The 15,563-nt window shown below is 29.7% G+C and carries 16 protein-coding genes; 13 read left to right on the top strand and 3 right to left on the bottom strand.

Features of this window, described 5'->3' with window-relative positions; genetic code table 11:
* Nucleotides 1–68 precede the first annotated feature (68 nt).
* From QZ286_RS07405 to QZ286_RS07430, 6 genes are all read left to right on the top strand, one after another.
* Nucleotides 69–1,631, top strand: coding sequence for a putative glycoside hydrolase (locus tag QZ286_RS07405; protein WP_291256323.1), 1,563 nt, complete (start codon nucleotides 69–71; stop codon nucleotides 1,629–1,631).
* A gap of 67 nt (nucleotides 1,632–1,698) precedes the next feature.
* Entirely contained in the window at nucleotides 1,699–2,556 is an 858-nt protein-coding gene (truB, locus tag QZ286_RS07410; protein WP_291256324.1) for a tRNA pseudouridine(55) synthase TruB, read from the top strand.
* 20 nt (nucleotides 2,557–2,576) lie between these two features.
* Entirely contained in the window at nucleotides 2,577–4,394 is a 1,818-nt protein-coding gene (gene typA, locus QZ286_RS07415; RefSeq protein ID WP_291256325.1) for a translational GTPase TypA, read from the top strand.
* On the top strand, nucleotides 4,372–5,250 hold the full coding sequence (locus tag QZ286_RS07420; protein ID WP_291256326.1) for an ankyrin repeat domain-containing protein: 879 nt from the start codon (nucleotides 4,372–4,374) through the stop codon (nucleotides 5,248–5,250). The genes typA and QZ286_RS07420 overlap by 23 nt, the downstream gene beginning before the upstream one ends.
* A 20-nt stretch (nucleotides 5,251–5,270) precedes the next feature.
* Nucleotides 5,271–5,627: a hypothetical protein gene (locus QZ286_RS07425; protein WP_291256327.1), complete on the top strand. Its 357-nt coding sequence runs from the start codon at nucleotides 5,271–5,273 to the stop codon at nucleotides 5,625–5,627.
* Nucleotides 5,628–5,675: 48 nt separating this feature from the next.
* Complete coding sequence (locus tag QZ286_RS07430; protein WP_291256328.1) at nucleotides 5,676–5,876, top strand: hypothetical protein; 201 nt, start codon at nucleotides 5,676–5,678, stop codon at nucleotides 5,874–5,876.
* A 55-nt stretch (nucleotides 5,877–5,931) separates the two neighbouring features.
* Here the strand turns inward: QZ286_RS07430 and panF are convergent, their stop codons facing one another.
* The 3 genes from panF to QZ286_RS07445 are packed head-to-tail and all read right to left on the bottom strand — an operon-like array spanning nucleotide 5,932 to nucleotide 8,419.
* The gene (panF, locus tag QZ286_RS07435; RefSeq protein WP_291256329.1) at nucleotides 5,932–7,380 is read right to left on the bottom strand and encodes a sodium/pantothenate symporter; all 1,449 of its coding nucleotides are present in this window, start codon (nucleotides 7,378–7,380) and stop codon (nucleotides 5,932–5,934) included.
* The gene (locus QZ286_RS07440) at nucleotides 7,374–7,628 is read right to left on the bottom strand and encodes a YhdT family protein (protein WP_291256330.1); all 255 of its coding nucleotides are present in this window, start codon (nucleotides 7,626–7,628) and stop codon (nucleotides 7,374–7,376) included. Before QZ286_RS07440 ends, panF begins: the two co-directional genes overlap by 7 nt.
* An 8-nt stretch (nucleotides 7,629–7,636) precedes the next feature.
* The gene (locus QZ286_RS07445) at nucleotides 7,637–8,419 is read right to left on the bottom strand and encodes an HAD family hydrolase (protein WP_291256331.1); all 783 of its coding nucleotides are present in this window, start codon (nucleotides 8,417–8,419) and stop codon (nucleotides 7,637–7,639) included.
* Nucleotides 8,420–8,584: 165 nt separating this feature from the next.
* Here QZ286_RS07445 and QZ286_RS07450 point away from each other — a divergent pair, with 165 nt between their 5' ends.
* The 7 genes from QZ286_RS07450 to fsa all read left to right on the top strand — a co-directional run bounded on the left by QZ286_RS07450 (nucleotide 8,585) and on the right by fsa (nucleotide 15,332).
* The gene (locus tag QZ286_RS07450; protein WP_291256332.1) at nucleotides 8,585–10,636 is read left to right on the top strand and encodes a PTS sugar transporter subunit IIA; all 2,052 of its coding nucleotides are present in this window, start codon (nucleotides 8,585–8,587) and stop codon (nucleotides 10,634–10,636) included.
* 108 nt (nucleotides 10,637–10,744) lie between these two features.
* A complete protein-coding gene (locus QZ286_RS07455; protein WP_291256333.1) occupies nucleotides 10,745–11,176 on the top strand; it encodes a PTS sugar transporter subunit IIA in 432 nt (143 codons plus the stop codon).
* 37 nt (nucleotides 11,177–11,213) lie between these two features.
* Complete coding sequence (locus QZ286_RS07460) at nucleotides 11,214–11,489, top strand: PTS sugar transporter subunit IIB (protein WP_291256334.1); 276 nt, start codon at nucleotides 11,214–11,216, stop codon at nucleotides 11,487–11,489.
* A gap of 25 nt (nucleotides 11,490–11,514) precedes the next feature.
* The gene (locus QZ286_RS07465; protein WP_291256335.1) at nucleotides 11,515–12,852 is read left to right on the top strand and encodes a PTS ascorbate transporter subunit IIC; all 1,338 of its coding nucleotides are present in this window, start codon (nucleotides 11,515–11,517) and stop codon (nucleotides 12,850–12,852) included.
* Between the two features lie 40 nt (nucleotides 12,853–12,892).
* Complete coding sequence (locus tag QZ286_RS07470; protein WP_291256336.1) at nucleotides 12,893–13,711, top strand: transketolase; 819 nt, start codon at nucleotides 12,893–12,895, stop codon at nucleotides 13,709–13,711.
* A gap of 12 nt (nucleotides 13,712–13,723) precedes the next feature.
* Nucleotides 13,724–14,665 (top strand): transketolase C-terminal domain-containing protein, encoded by a 942-nt coding sequence (locus tag QZ286_RS07475; RefSeq protein ID WP_291256337.1) that lies wholly within the window; start codon nucleotides 13,724–13,726, stop codon nucleotides 14,663–14,665.
* Between the two features lie 19 nt (nucleotides 14,666–14,684).
* Complete coding sequence (gene fsa, locus QZ286_RS07480; protein WP_291256338.1) at nucleotides 14,685–15,332, top strand: fructose-6-phosphate aldolase; 648 nt, start codon at nucleotides 14,685–14,687, stop codon at nucleotides 15,330–15,332.
* The last annotated feature ends 231 nt before the right edge of the window (nucleotides 15,333–15,563 follow it).

Consider the following 15,563-nt stretch of genomic DNA (forward strand, 5'->3'; position numbering starts at 1 on the left):
AATCAAACTAGCTATTTTTTAAAAAATAGTATAAAATATCTAATATGATATAAGTAAGGGAGATAAAGATGAGAAGAGAGAAAAGATTTATGAGTGGAATATTAGGTATGATAGCTTTTTATGTAGTTACCATTACTGCCACAGCTAGTTTGACTAAGGATATTGGAAAAAGTAGTGTGGAAGTTGTTAATGTAGTTTCCCAAGAACAGAGTAAAGAGGAAAAGAATGAAGAGGTCAATCAAGTATTACCGTTGAAAGAGATAAAGATAAGTGAAAAAGAGAAGGCTCCAGAGAAGAAGATAGCCTATACTATAAACTATAAGACACCAATATATTCAGAGCCAAATGGGAAGGTACAAAAAGATAGTTTGAAAAAAGCTATGAGAGTTGAGGTACTAGAGGATAAGGTTGTTGAAATAACTAAGGAGACAAAGGTTAAAAAAGAAGATGGGACTTTTACAACGAAGAAGAATGTTGAAAAAAGTTACTGGAAAAGAATAGTGTATGGAAAAAATAATGAGATGAGAGAGGGCTGGATCAGAACAGGAAGTTTGACTGAAGATGTTAGAAAAGTTATTCCTGCTAATCTAAAGAATGCTAATTTGAGTGCTGTTCCTAAGAGAGAATATGTAAATAATCCAAAAATTGATGTAAGAGGTATATATCTAACAGTTAATACGGCTGCTTCAGCAAAAAGAATTGATGAGTTGATAGAGCTTTCTAAAAGAACAAAGATAAATGCTTTTGTAATAGATGTGAAAGAGGATTTTGGAAAGATGCTTTTCAAAACAGATGCTGAGTTAAAATATTTAGGAAAAAATGATAACAGATACCCTATATCAGATATACACTCTTTTATGAAAAAATTAAAAGATAACAATATCTATACAATAGCTAGAATAGTATCATTTAAAGATCCTACATATGCTTCTAAACACCCAGAGAAAGCTATAATAAAAAGAGCTACAGGAAAACCATTTACTAATAGTGATGGTGTAATTTGGGTATCTCCACATGATAGATATCTATGGGAATATAATATTGCAGTGGCAAAAGAGGCTGCAAAAGCTGGATTTAATGAGATACAGTTTGACTATGTGAGATTCCCAGCATCAAATGGTGGAAAGTTAGATAAAGAACTAGATTATAGAAATACAAATGGTGAATCTAAACCTGAAACAATTCAAAAATATCTAAAATATGCTAGAAAAGAGTTGGAGCCATTAGAGGTTTATATATCAGCAGATATATATGGACAAGTTTCAAGTTCAAGTGATGATATGGGATTGGGTCAACATTGGGAAGTAATAAGTAATGAGGTTGATGCAATATCCCCAATGGCATATCCAAGTCACTATGGAAGAGGAGTATATGGATTGGCAGTACCTGATGCAGAGCCATATAAGACTATCTACTATACTACTTTGGATGGAATAAATAGAAACTATAATTTAAAATATCCAGCAGATATTAGACCTTGGTTACAAGCTTTTACTGCTAAATGGGTAAAGGGGTATATTCCTTATGGTAAAAAAGAGATAGAGGCTCAGATAAAAGCCTTAGATGACTTAGGAATAAAACAGTATCTATTATGGAGTCCAAGTAATAGATATGGGATTATAGAAAAATAAAAAATTGTTTTAAAAATTAGGATTATGTGATACAATATAAAATAGTTCTAATATAGGAGTTGAAGTTTTGGAAGGAATAATTAATATTAATAAACCTAGTGGAATAACTTCCTTTGATGTTATTAGAGTTCTTAGAAAGGTCCTAAAAGAGAGAAGAATAGGACACACAGGAACTTTAGATCCTTTGGCTGAGGGAGTTTTAGTTGTTTGTCTGGGAAGAGCTACTAGACTTGTTCAAGATATAGAGGGGTATTCAAAAGTTTATACTGCAGGATTTGAATTGGGGTATAGAACAGATACCTATGATATTGAGGGAAAAATAGTAGAAGAGTCTGAGAAAAAAGAGACAACTCGAACTGAGTTAGAAAGTGTTTTAAAGAAGTTTATAGGAGATATAAAACAGATTCCACCAATGTACTCTGCTATTAAAATTGAAGGACAAAAATTATATGATCTAGCTAGAAAAGGGATAGAAGTAGAAAGAAAAGCTAGAGAGATAAGTATAAATTTTATAGAGATTATAGAGTTTGATGGAAGAAAAGGAAAGATTAGATGTGAAGTATCTAAAGGAACATATATTCGTTCTTTGATAGATGACATAGGAAGAGAGTTGGGAACTTTTGCCACTATGACTTCACTGGTAAGAGAGAGAGTAGGAGAGTCAGATATAGAGAGCTCATACACTTTAGAGGATATAGAAAAACTACATTTAGAAGGAAAAGATGACTTCTTAAGTAGTGTAGAGGAGTTTTTTCAATATCCGAAGATAGAGATTGAAGATGGAAAAAACTTTGTATTATTCCAAAATGGAAATACCATAAGATGTAATACAGCAGATGGAAGGTATAGAGTTTATCTAGAAAACAAATTCTTAGGTTTAGCAAATGTAAATAATAATTTATTAAAAGGGTATAAATATTTTTAGCCCTGAAGGAAGGAAGAATAATGAAAATAAAAAACATAGCAATTATTGCCCATGTTGACCACGGTAAAACAACACTTGTGGATTGTCTTTTAAGACAAGGTGGAGCCTTCGGTTCTCACGAATTAGAAAAAGTAGAAGAGAGAGTAATGGACTCAAATGATATTGAAAGAGAAAGAGGAATTACAATTTTTTCTAAAAATGCATCTGTAAGATATAAAGATTATAAGATCAACATTGTAGATACTCCAGGACACGCTGACTTTGGAGGAGAAGTACAAAGAATTATGAAAATGGTTGATTCAGTAGTACTATTAGTAGATGCTTTTGAAGGTCCAATGCCTCAGACAAAGTATGTATTGAAGAAAGCTTTAGAGCAAGGACATAGACCAATAGTAGTAGTAAACAAAGTAGATAAACCAAATGCAAGACCAGAAGATGTATTATATATGGTATATGAGCTATTTATAGAGCTTAATGCTAATGATTTACAATTAGAATTCCCAGTGGTATACGCTTCAGGAAAAGGTGGATTTGCAAAGAGAAATTTAGAAGATGAGAGCCAAGATATGACTCCATTATTTGAAACAATTCTTGAGCATGTAGAGGATCCAGAGGGTGACGATAACAAACCTATGCAATTCCTAATCACAAATATAGCTTATGACAACTATGTTGGTAAACTAGCTGTAGGAAGAATTCATAATGGTATTGTAAGAAGAAACCAAGAGGTTATGTTAATAAAAAGAGATGAAAAAATGGTAAAAGGAAAAATCTCTGTACTTTATGGTTATGAAGGATTAAAAAGAGTTGAAGTGCAAGAGGCACATGCTGGAGATATAGTTTGTATTGCAGGAATAGATAATATAGATATTGGAGAAACATTAGCTGATGTTAATGAACCAATAGCTTTACCATTAATAGATATTGACGAACCAACACTAGCAATGACATTTATGGTAAATGACTCTCCATTTGCAGGAAAAGAAGGGAAATTTGTAACATCTAGACATATTTGGGAAAGACTACAAAAAGAGTTACAAACAAACGTAAGTATGAGAGTAGAGACTACTGAAACTCCAGATGCCTTTGTTGTAAAAGGAAGAGGAGAACTTCAACTTTCTATACTATTAGAGAATATGAGAAGAGAAGGATTTGAGATACAGGTATCAAAACCAAGAGTTCTTATGAAAGAGAAAGATGGAAAGAGACTTGAACCAATTGAGATGGCACTTATAGATGTTGATGATAGTTTCACAGGAGTAGTTATTGAGAAGATGGGTATAAGAAAGGGAGAGATGGTATCTATGATCCCTGGTACTGATGGATATACTCGTTTAGAGTTTAAAGTACCAGCAAGAGGACTTATTGGATTTAGAAATGAGTTCTTAACAGATACTAAGGGAACAGGAATCTTAAACCACTCTTTCTATGATTATGAACCTCATAAAGGAGATATACCTACAAGAAGTAGAGGAGTACTTATTGCAACTGAACCAGGTGTAACAGTGGCATATGCTCTAAATAACATACAAGATAGAGGAATATTATTCTTAGATCCTGGAATTCCAGTTTATGAAGGAATGATAGTTGGAGAGCACAGTAGAGAAAATGATCTAGTAGTAAATGTTTGTAAAACTAAAAAATTAACAAATATGAGAGCTGCTGGAAGTGATGATGCTGTTAAATTAGCTCCACCAAGAAGATTTACTTTAGAGCAAGCACTTGATTACATAGCTGATGATGAGCTTGTAGAAGTAACTCCTGACAATATCAGATTAAGAAAAAAATATCTGAAAGAGGGAGAGAGAAGAAAATATGAAAAGAGAAATGAAGAGTAATCTTAATAGAATTTTAATTCTTTTATGTATAACACTATTATTTACAAGTTGTAGTTTTCTTCAAAAAAAATCAAAAAAAGTAGTAACTCCTGAAGAGGTGTATACAGCAGTATTTTTAGATGATTCATACAGTTTAAATAAGTATTTAGCAGAGGGATTTCCAATAGATTACAGAGATGAGAATAATAAAACTCTATTGATGAATATATTGGAGAAGGATAGTTTGAATTCTTTAAATATAATTTTAACTAGAGATATTAATTTAGAAGATAGAGATGATAATGGAAGAACAGCTATTTTTTATGTAAGAAGTATTGAAGCTTTGAAAAGTTTGGTAACAAATGGAGCTGATATCAATGCCATTTCACTAAAAAATAGTACCCCATTATTAATCTACTTTATAAAGGAAAAATCAGATAGTTATAGCAAATATCTATTGGAAAATGGTGTAAATTTTAAAGCAAAGGATAAAAATGGTTGGGATGTAACATTTTGGTCTGCTTCTATTGGAGATATTGAGCTAGTAAGAGATTTAGAGCGTTTAGGTGCAGATTTCTTAGCTTTGGATGAAGATGGAAACTATCCTATATACTATGCTTATGATGAGAATACAGTATTGGAATTACTTAATGTAAAGGGATATAACCTTAAATTGAAAAATAATAAAGGTGAGAATATATTTGGTGAAATATACTTGAGATCTGTTGCTAATGGTAATTTAAAAGCAGTAGAGAGATTAATTGACTTAGGTGTAAATCCTAGATATATCTCCTATGGTGATTCTGCTAAAACGATAGCAACTAAATTAAACAATCTAGAGATGTTAAAACTTCTAAAGGAAAAAGGGATAAAATAATAAAAAAGAGGAGGTAATTGATGAGAATAAGAAAGATATTGATGTTGTTAATTTTTACATTGTCAATATTGATAGTAAATTTACAACATTCCAATCAAAAGCCTCCTTTATTTGATAAAAATAGTACAAACAATATAGTGATATTAGTAGATCATATTGAGGGGATACACGAGGAATTAGTGGTAAAGGAGCCAACAAATTTAAGTGATACTACCGTAATCTATGATAATTATAGAGATATGATACCAATTTTGAGTGTTGTTATAGTGCTATTAACAAAAGTTTTTAAAAGTGAAATTCAATCATTTAGAACTTTTAAAATCAAAGGGTTATATGGGATTTTACTCAGAGATAGAAAGCGGTTGCTTCGAAATTAAAAACTCTCCATTTTAAAGATAGAAAATAAAAAAATGGAGGAGTAGAGAATGCTAACATTAGAAGAGAGAGTAGAATTAGAAAAATTAGAGAAAATTAACAAGGAATACAGTGCTAGGGAGAATAGAGAGCTAGAAGATGAATATGTATATGATAACAGATTAGGAGCTTTTTTACTTCTTGCTTCATACTGTGGAATTGGGGTGTTTTTTCTATATAAGTTAGCTGAATTGTTACTTTTAAAGATATAATACTATGAAAAAAGTGTAGGTGATTACCTACACTTTTTCTATATATTAATATCCTTTATAGATTAAAGAAGATATCCAAAGTTTCATCATCAGTCTTATCTCCATAGTATGAACCAATAATAAAAACAAAACTACTTACAGCGAGGACTGGAACAATATTGTGCATTCCAGCAATGGTAATTTTACATACATTGAGGTATATAAAAGTAATGAAGCCAAAAATCATAGAGGCAATAGCTCCTGTTGAGTTAGCTTTTTTCCAAAATAATCCAAAAACAATTGGGCAGAAAAAAGTAGCTTCAAGTCCTGCAAAAGCAAAGAGATTTATCCAAACTAATAGATTAGGTGGATTTAGAGAAAGTAAAAAAACAATGATTCCAAAACCTAAAGAGGTTAAAAATGAGAGTTTTTTTATTTTTTCTACAGTGGCATTTTTATTTACGTAGTGTAGATAAAGATCTTTTACTATTGTAGCTGATGTCATAATTAAAAGAGAATCCACTGTTGACATAATAGCTGCTAGGGGTCCACCAATAAATACACCAGCTAAGATAGGGTGTAAATTATTTAGAGCAAGAATAGGGATGATCTTATCTCCAACTTCTACATTGGGCTCAATACCCATTCCCATAACTCCAATAAGGTGCATTCCCAACATTAATAATCCCACAACTGATGTACCAATGATCATAGCTCTATGAAGAGATTTGCTATCCTTAAATCCCATACATCTTACAGCAGTAGAGGGATAACCGAGTAGTCCAATACCAACCAATACCCAAAAAGATAGAATGAAAGGCTTTGCTATATTACCATTGGAACTAGGTGTTAACATCTCAGGATTTGTTTTAGCAATATTTAACATAATATTTTCAAGACCATTTCCATTTTTAGTGACTACATAAAAAAGAACACCAGTAGCTATAAGCATAACTACACCTTGTATAGCATCTGTTAAAGCAACTGCTCTAAAACCCCCAAATGAGGTGTAGGCTATAACAACACCAGAAAAAAGTAGTAAACCTATAAAATATGAGTAACCAGTAACAGTTTCAAACAATCTTGCTCCACCAACAAATTGTGCTACAATGGTTCCAATGAAGAAGATAAGCATTGTGATTGAAGAAAGGATAACAACTATATCACTTTTATATCTTGCTCTCAATAGGTCGATAATTGTGACACCTTTGATTCTTCTGGAGATGATAGCTAATTTTTTACCAATTATACCCAAGGTAAAAAAAGCAGTGGGAACCTGAATACAAGCTAGTAAAACCCAACCAAGCCCTAATTTATAGGCTATACCAGGTCCACCAATAAAGGAGCTGGCTCCAACATATGAGGCAATGATCGTCATAGCTAATACAAATCCCCCCATATTTCTACTTCCAATGAAATACTCTTCAGTAAAATCTACATCTTTTCTATGTTTTATTTTATTTACTTGATAAGTAATACCTAGCATCAGTAAAAGATATAGGATAATAGGTATCATAGTTAACATTTTTTATCCTCCTCTAACTCTACATCTTTAAAGAAAAATTTCACAATGAGAAAGACTAAAATATTTATAATTACTAGTCCTAAAACACAAGAGTAGAAAAACCATTCTGGTAGTCCAAAAATATATTTAAAATTTTCTACATTTTCACTATCGAAACGAATATATGCAAAGTAGTACCACCAACAGAAATAGAAAATATAGAGAATAAGAGTTGCAATAACTTCACGATTGATCTGTTTTTTTCTCATAACTCCTCCTATAGCTCAAAATAGTTTTCAATATATTTAGCAACTCCATGTTCTTTATTAGAGAGAGTTACTGTAGAAAATTGTTCTTTTAGAATCTCTTGAGCATTTTCCATAATTACAGGGTGACCTACAGTTTTTAGCATATCAAGATCATTTTCTCCATCTCCAAAAGCCATAAAGTTATCTGGAGTAAGTTTAAAGATATTAGCAAGATTCTTAATACCACTTCCCTTAGAACAGTTTTTAGGGGCGATATCTACACAAGTAGGTTGAGATAGAGTGATCTCAGCTAGGTCAGAAAATTTATCCTTTAATATATTGGCTATTTTTTTTATAACTTCAGGATCATCATCACTCACAATTATCTTATTTAATTCAGGACAATCCTCCTCTTTTTCTAAAACAACCTCTTTGAAAAGGGGTCTACTCATAAAATCTTCAATAATATCCTCTTTATTATAATAGAAATACTCATTTAAAAAAGCACTATAAAAAAGATTATTAGCTCTGATCTCTTTTAGAATCTTTATAACTACATCTTTTGGAATTCTCTCTTCAAATATACAATTACCTTTAGGATCATATATATTTGCACCATTATTACAGATAAGATAGGGAGCAATACCAAGCTGTTTTAAAAATCTTTGAACTCCCTGTTGTCCTCTTCCAGTAGCAATAGCAAAATTTACTCCACTATCAATTAGTTTTTTAATAGTTGTGACGGTGTATTCACTGATCTCATTACTAGAATAAAGAAGAGTACCATCTAAATCTGATACAACAAATTTCATCTAAAAATCACCTCAATAATAAATTATAATGTTATTTTACATTATATTTATAAAATATAGAAGAGGAAAATTGAAATATTTTGTAAAGTTAAATTTACAAAATATGGCAGTTTTTTTAAAAAAGATAATAATATATACTATAGGTATATAGTGGAGGTGAAACAAGTGTTAAATTCAAAAGGAAATAACATATTAAAGTATTTGTGTAAAAATGAAGGAAAGGGGAGTATAAAAGAACTTGCACAAACATTACAACTTTCTGAGAGAAGTATAAGATATGAATTGGATAAAATAGATGAGTATCTTTTGAGAGAGGGATTAGAGCCACTAAAAAGAAAATTTGGTGGAAAAATATTTTTTGAAAAATATGATATTTTTTTAGAAAATAAAGAGTTTGAAGAGAATAAAAGTAATTTAGATATTTATGAAAGAAGAGAGTATCTATCTTTTATCTGTGTCTTTGATGAAAAAATAAATTTAACAAAAGCAAGTAAGATTTTAGATGTTAGTAGAACAACTATAAGAAATGATATAAGAGATATTAGAGAGGAGTTACTAAATAATAATCTTGAACTGAAGATTTCACAACAAGAAGGATTGATTTTATCTGGAGAAGAGACAGATATAAGAAAACAACAGTTAAAATTTTTAAGAAAATACTCAAATTTTATATTTTATTCTAACGTAGATTTAAAAACTAAAAAAGAGTTGATAGTAGAAGAGTATATAAAGTATATAGATATTAATATAATAAAAAATTTTATTAATTATATACAAAGACTTTTAGATAAGATAATTTCAGATGAAGCTTATAACATAATAGCTATCTATTTAATTATAGCTATTATAAGAATAAAACAGGGGAAAATATTAGAGAAAATAGCAAATAAACAGTTTTTAAAAGAGACGATTGAGTATGAAACTATATTGAAAGCTAAAGGAATTATAGAATCTGCCTATGATATTAATTTAGAAGAGAATGAGATACTACAGATAACAGATTATTTTTTAGGAAGTCATACTTATAATTTTGAAAAATCATACTATAGTAACTGGATTGAGATAGATATATTAGTTAAAAAATTTATAGATAAATTTAATAAAAAAATAGATGTTGATATTTCAAAAGATAAACTACTATTAGATGGAATTTTAAATCATATAAAGCCAACTATCTATAGATTACAAAATAAGATAAAACTAGAAAATTCAATATTTGTAGAAGTTTTAAATAGTTATCCAACCATATTTTATAATACTAAAAACTCATTAAAAGAGATTGAAAAATATTTAGGAATAGAGTTTTCAAATGATGAAGTAGCTTTTTTAGCAATCTATTTTAAAGCAGCTATAGATAGAAATCGTTATAAAAGAAAAAATTTGAAAAAAGTATTAGTTGTTTGTGGATATGGATATGGAACTTCTAATCTTTTGGTACAGCAATTAAAGGAGATATATACAATAAATATTGTAAAAACAATACCAAGACATCTTTTAGAAAAAACTTTACAAAAAGAAGAGGTAGATTTGATAATAAGTACTGTTGATATAGAGGATAATATATCTATACCAATTGTCAAAGTAAAATCAATATTGACCCAAGAGGATATAGATAAGCTTGATAAATACTCTCTTTCACGTCAGAGAAAACGTTATATGTTGTCGGAGCTACTAGAGATAATAGAGGAAAATTGTACTATAGAGAATAAAGAGGAACTAATCAAAGGATTAAACATATATTTTGAGCAAAGATTAGTAAATGATATGGAGGAGAGTGAGTATAAGTTAACTGATTTTATAAAAGAAAAAAACATACTATTAAATCAAATAGCTGAAACTTGGGAAGAGGCAGTAATATTAGCAGGAAATATATTAGTTGATAATAAAATTGTAGAAGTTAATTATATTGATGCAATGATTGAAAATATAAAAAAATTAGGATCATATGTAGTTATAGGAGAGAATATAGCAATACCTCATGCACAAAAAGATGAATCTGTTTTAAAAACCGGAATGGGACTTGTTGTTTTAAAGAAACCAGTTATCTTTCCAAATGACAGAAAAGTTCAAGTTATTTTGGTATTTTCATCTTTAGATAATAAGGAACATTTGAATGCATTAGCAGATTTAGTAGAATTAATAACAGATTATAATTTAATAGAAAATCTATTAAAAGCTAAAAATGTTAAACAAGTTTTAAAGTTTTTAAATTTTTAGAAAGAAAGTGTAAAATTAAGATTTCATAAATATGACAATTGTCAAAAGTATAAAGAAAATATATCATATGAGTATAAAGAAACTAAAAGGCATTAAGGAGGAAGGATATTGGGTATAAAAAATATTTTAAATGGAATGATCCAAGTTATAGATAATGTAGAAACTTGGGAGAAAGCAATTGAGATAGGTGCAACTCCATTAATAAAAAGTAATAAGATAAAATTTGGATATGTAGAAAATATGATTCAGAATATAAAAAATATGGGACCATATGTAATATTGATACCTGGGGTAGCAATGCCACATGCAAGACCAGATGAAAATGTGTTAGAGAGTTCTCTATCTTTACTAAAAATAAATAGTGGTGTAAAGTTTTCAGAAGAGACTGAAAATGTATATTTAGTATTTTGTTTAGCTGCTAAAGATAGTAATTCACACATTGAAATAATAGAACAGCTTACAGAGGTGCTTGGTGATGACGAAAAGATAGCAAATCTGATTAAAGCTAAAACAATGGATGAGTTAGTAAAAAGTTTATAAAAAAGTTGCAATAAAAAATTTGAAGGAGGAATTGATTATGAAAATAACAGCAGTATGCGGAACAGGATTAGGAAGTAGTTTTATGTTGGAGATGAATGTAAAGAAGGTATTAAAAGAGTTAGGAGTTAATGCAGAGGTAACTCATACAGATTTGGCATCAGTTATAGAGAGTGATTCAGATTTCTTTATAATGTCAAGGGACATAGCAGGAAGTACAAAAATTTCAAATAAATTAGTTTTAACAAATATTATAAATTTAGGAGAGATAAAAGAAGTTTTAACAAAAGCACTTCAAGAAAAAGGGGTATTATAAAAAATAGAGATTGGGAGGAGAAAGAATGTTAGACTTTATATTAGATATATTAAAAGTTCCAGCTATATTGGTAGGATTAATATCTTTAATAGGATTATTGTGCCAAAAAAAAGATTTTTCTGAAACAGTAAAAGGTACAATAAAAACAATATTAGGATTTATAGTATTAGGTGGGGGAGCTAGTATATTGGTAGGAGGACTAGTTCCATTTGGTAATATGTTTGAAGTAGGATTTAAAGTACAAGGAATAGTTCCTAATAATGAGGCAATTGTAGGAGTTGCTTTAGCAAAATATGGAACAACTACAGCTTTAATAATGACATTTGGTATGGTAGCAAATATATTGATAGCAAGATTTACAAAATTAAAATACATATTTTTAACTGGACACCATACATTTTATATGGCATGTATGATAGCAGTAATTTTAGCAGTTGCTGGATTTGAAGGAGTTGCTTTGATAGCAGTAGGATCATTAGTGTTAGGATTTATAATGGCATTTTTCCCAGCCATAGCACAACCTACTATGAGAAAGATAACAGGAACTGATGATATCGGATTTGGACATTTTGCTACAACAGGATATGTTCTATCAGCTTGGATAGGAAGTTTAGTAGGAAAAGGATCAAAATCAACTGAGGAGATGAATCTACCTAAAAATTTAACATTCTTAAGAGATAGTTCTATTTCTATCTCATTAACTATGACAGTTTTATATTTAATTACAGCATTTGCAGCAGGACCAGAGTATATTGAAAAAAATCTAAGTGGTGGACAAAACTTTATTGTTTACTCAATAATTCAAGCTATAACATTTGCAGCTGGAGTATTTATAATCACACAAGGAGTAAGATTAGTTTTAGCAGAAATAGTTCCAGCATTTACAGGAATATCACAAACATTGGTACCTAATGCAAAACCAGCAATAGACTGTCCAGTAGTTTTTCCATATGCACCAAATGCAGTTCTGATTGGATTTTTATCAAGTTTCTTTGGTGGAATAGTTGGATTATTTATATTAGGAGCTTTAAACTGGGTATTAATTATTCCTGGAGTAATACCACACTTCTTCTGTGGAGCAACAGCAGGAGTATTTGGAAACGCAACTGGAGGAAGAAGAGGAGCAACAATTGGAGCTTTTGTACATGGATTATTAATAACATTTGTTCCAGTAGTTCTATTACCAATATTAGGAGAATTAGGTTTCTCAAATACAACATTCTCAGATGCTGACTTCGGAGTTGTAGGATTAATTTTAGGAGTATTAACAAATAATTTCAATAAATATTCAATAGTAGTGGTATTTGGAATCTTTATATTATTAGCGTTTTTCTTTCCAAGAAATAAAAAAGAGGAAGCATAGTTAGAGAGATATTATTTTAATATAGTAAGGAGTGTCATGTATGGAAAAATATTTAGAGATGGAAAAATTTAGTAAAAGAATAAGAAAAGAAACTTTAAAAATGCTATTACATAGAGGATTTGGACACTTAGGAGGAGCTATGTCAATAGTGGAAACTTTAGCTGTACTATATACAAGAATGAAGGTAGATCCAACTAATCCTAAACTAGATGATAGAGATTATTTGGTATTATCAAAAGGACATGCAGGTCCAGCTCTATACTCTACATTGGCATTAAAAGGATTCTTTGATTTAGAGTTATTAAATACTTTAAATAATAATGGGACACTCCTTCCAAGTCATCCTGATAGAAATTTAACTCCTGGAATAGATATGACAACGGGATCTTTAGGTCAAGGAATATCAGCAGCAGTTGGAATAGCTATTGGATTACAAAGAAAAGGAAGTCAAAGAAAAGTATATTGTATTGTTGGAGATGGAGAGTTAAATGAAGGACAATGTTGGGAAGCTATTCAATTTGCTGCACATAACAATTTAAATAACTTTACTCTTTTAATAGATGAAAATAAAAAACAATTAGATGGAACTACAGAAGAGATATGTAAAGCTTTTGATTTAGCAAAAAAATTAGAAAGTTTTGGCTTTGATACAAGAAGAGTTAATGGAGCTTCAATAGAAGAGATAGATAAAGCTATAAGTGTAGAAACTGAAAAATCTCCTAAATGTATAGTTTTAGATACAATAAAGGGGCAGGGAGTAGAGTATTTTGAAAAATTAAAAGCTAATCATCATATAAGGTTTACTGAAGAGATGAAAGAGATATTGAAGAGTGAAATAGAAAAATTGGATATTGAGTAGGAGGAATTTGAAATGGCAAAATATGAATTAGAAAATCAAGAGATGAGAAAAGCATATAGTTCAACTTTAGATGAAATGATAAATGAAGATAAAAGAGTATTTGTTTTAGAAGCAGATTTATCAGAAGCTATTTCAACAAATTCAATAGCCAAAACAAATAAAGAAAATTATATAAATTGTGGGATTATGGAAGCAAATATGATAGGAGTAGCAAGTGGGTTATCTTTAGTTGGAGATATTCCTTTTGTTCACACATTTAGTCCTTTTGCTACTAGAAGAGATTTTGATCAAATTTTTTTATCAGGGGCATATGCTAAAACAAATATAAAAATTTTGGGATCTGATCCTGGAATATATACTCAGCATAATGGTGGAACACATACTTCATTTGAAGATATCGCTTTAATGAGAACTATTCCGACAGCAACAGTATTATCTATATCAGATACTACTATGATGAAAAATATTTTAAGACAAATAAAGGATATCTATGGAATTCATTATTTGAGTGCAATAAGAAAAGGTTCATATAAAGTATATAATGATGATGAAAAATTTGAAATAGGTAAAGGAAAAGTATTAAGAGAAGGAAAAGATATAACTATAATAGCTTGTGGGATTATGGTAGTTGAAGCATTGAAAGCTGCAGACATTCTTGAAAAAGAGGGAATAGATGTAACTGTAATTGATATGTTTACAATAAAACCAATAGATAAAGAGTTAGTAAAAAAATATTCGAAATTAACAAAGGGAATTGTAACAGCAGAAAATCACAATATTATTGGTGGATTGGGAAGTGCTGTTGCTGAAGTAATCGTTGAAAATACTTTGGTCCCAATGAGAAGAGTAGGAGTAGAGGATAGATTTGGTCAAGTTGGAACTTTAGATTATTTACAAAAAGAGTATAAACTTACAGCAGAAGAGATTGTAAATAAGGTAAAAGAATTATTGTAAAAGGAGCGAGAAGAGAGTTATGAAAATATTTATAGATACAGCTAATTTAGAAGAGATAAGAGAAGCAGAAAGTTATGGAATTATAGCTGGAGTTACCACTAATCCATCATTGATAGCTAGAGAAAATGGAGATTTTGAAAAAATAATTTCTGAAATAACTAAAATTGTAGAAGGTCCAATAAGTGCAGAAGTTTTGTCTTTAGAAGCAGATAAAATGGTAGAAGAGGGAAAAAAACTAGCAAGTATTCATAAAAATATTGTTATAAAATTACCAACTACTTTTGAGGGATTAAAAGCTTGTAAAAGATTTAAAGAGTTAGGAATAAAGACAAATTTAACATTGATTTTTACTTTAAATCAAGCTTTATTGGCAGCAAGAGCAGGAGCTACTTATGTAAGTCCATTTGTAGGAAGATTAGAAGATACAGGAGTAGATGGAATAGAGTTAGTTAAATCAATAAGAGAAACTTTTGATAAGCACGGTATTGAAAGTGAAATTATAGGTGCTAGTATTAGAAATATTTATCAAGTTGAAGAATTAGCAAAAGTAGGTGCTCATATAGGTACTTTGCCTTTTAAAGTTATTCAAGGAATGATAAAACACCAATTAACTGATGCAGGAATAGAGAGATTTTTAAATGATTGGAAAAATGTAAAAAATTCATAGTAAATAAAAAGGAGATAACTACTCAGATCTGATGGAGAGTATGAAATTATTCCTATAAATTGTATTCTTTCTAGATAAAATAATTTATTTATTTAAGGGGGCTGTTGCAAACTTAATAGCTATATGTTTTAAAATTAGCTAAAGAGATTTTTTAATCTCTTTGGCTTTTTTATTTTTAAAATAAAAAAAGGTATAAAGTACTCGAAATTTTTTCAAATTTCTAATACAATA

The sequence above is a fragment of the Fusobacterium sp. genome (genome assembly GCF_019012925.1).
Taxonomy (GTDB): Bacteria; Fusobacteriota; Fusobacteriia; order Fusobacteriales; family Fusobacteriaceae; genus Fusobacterium_A.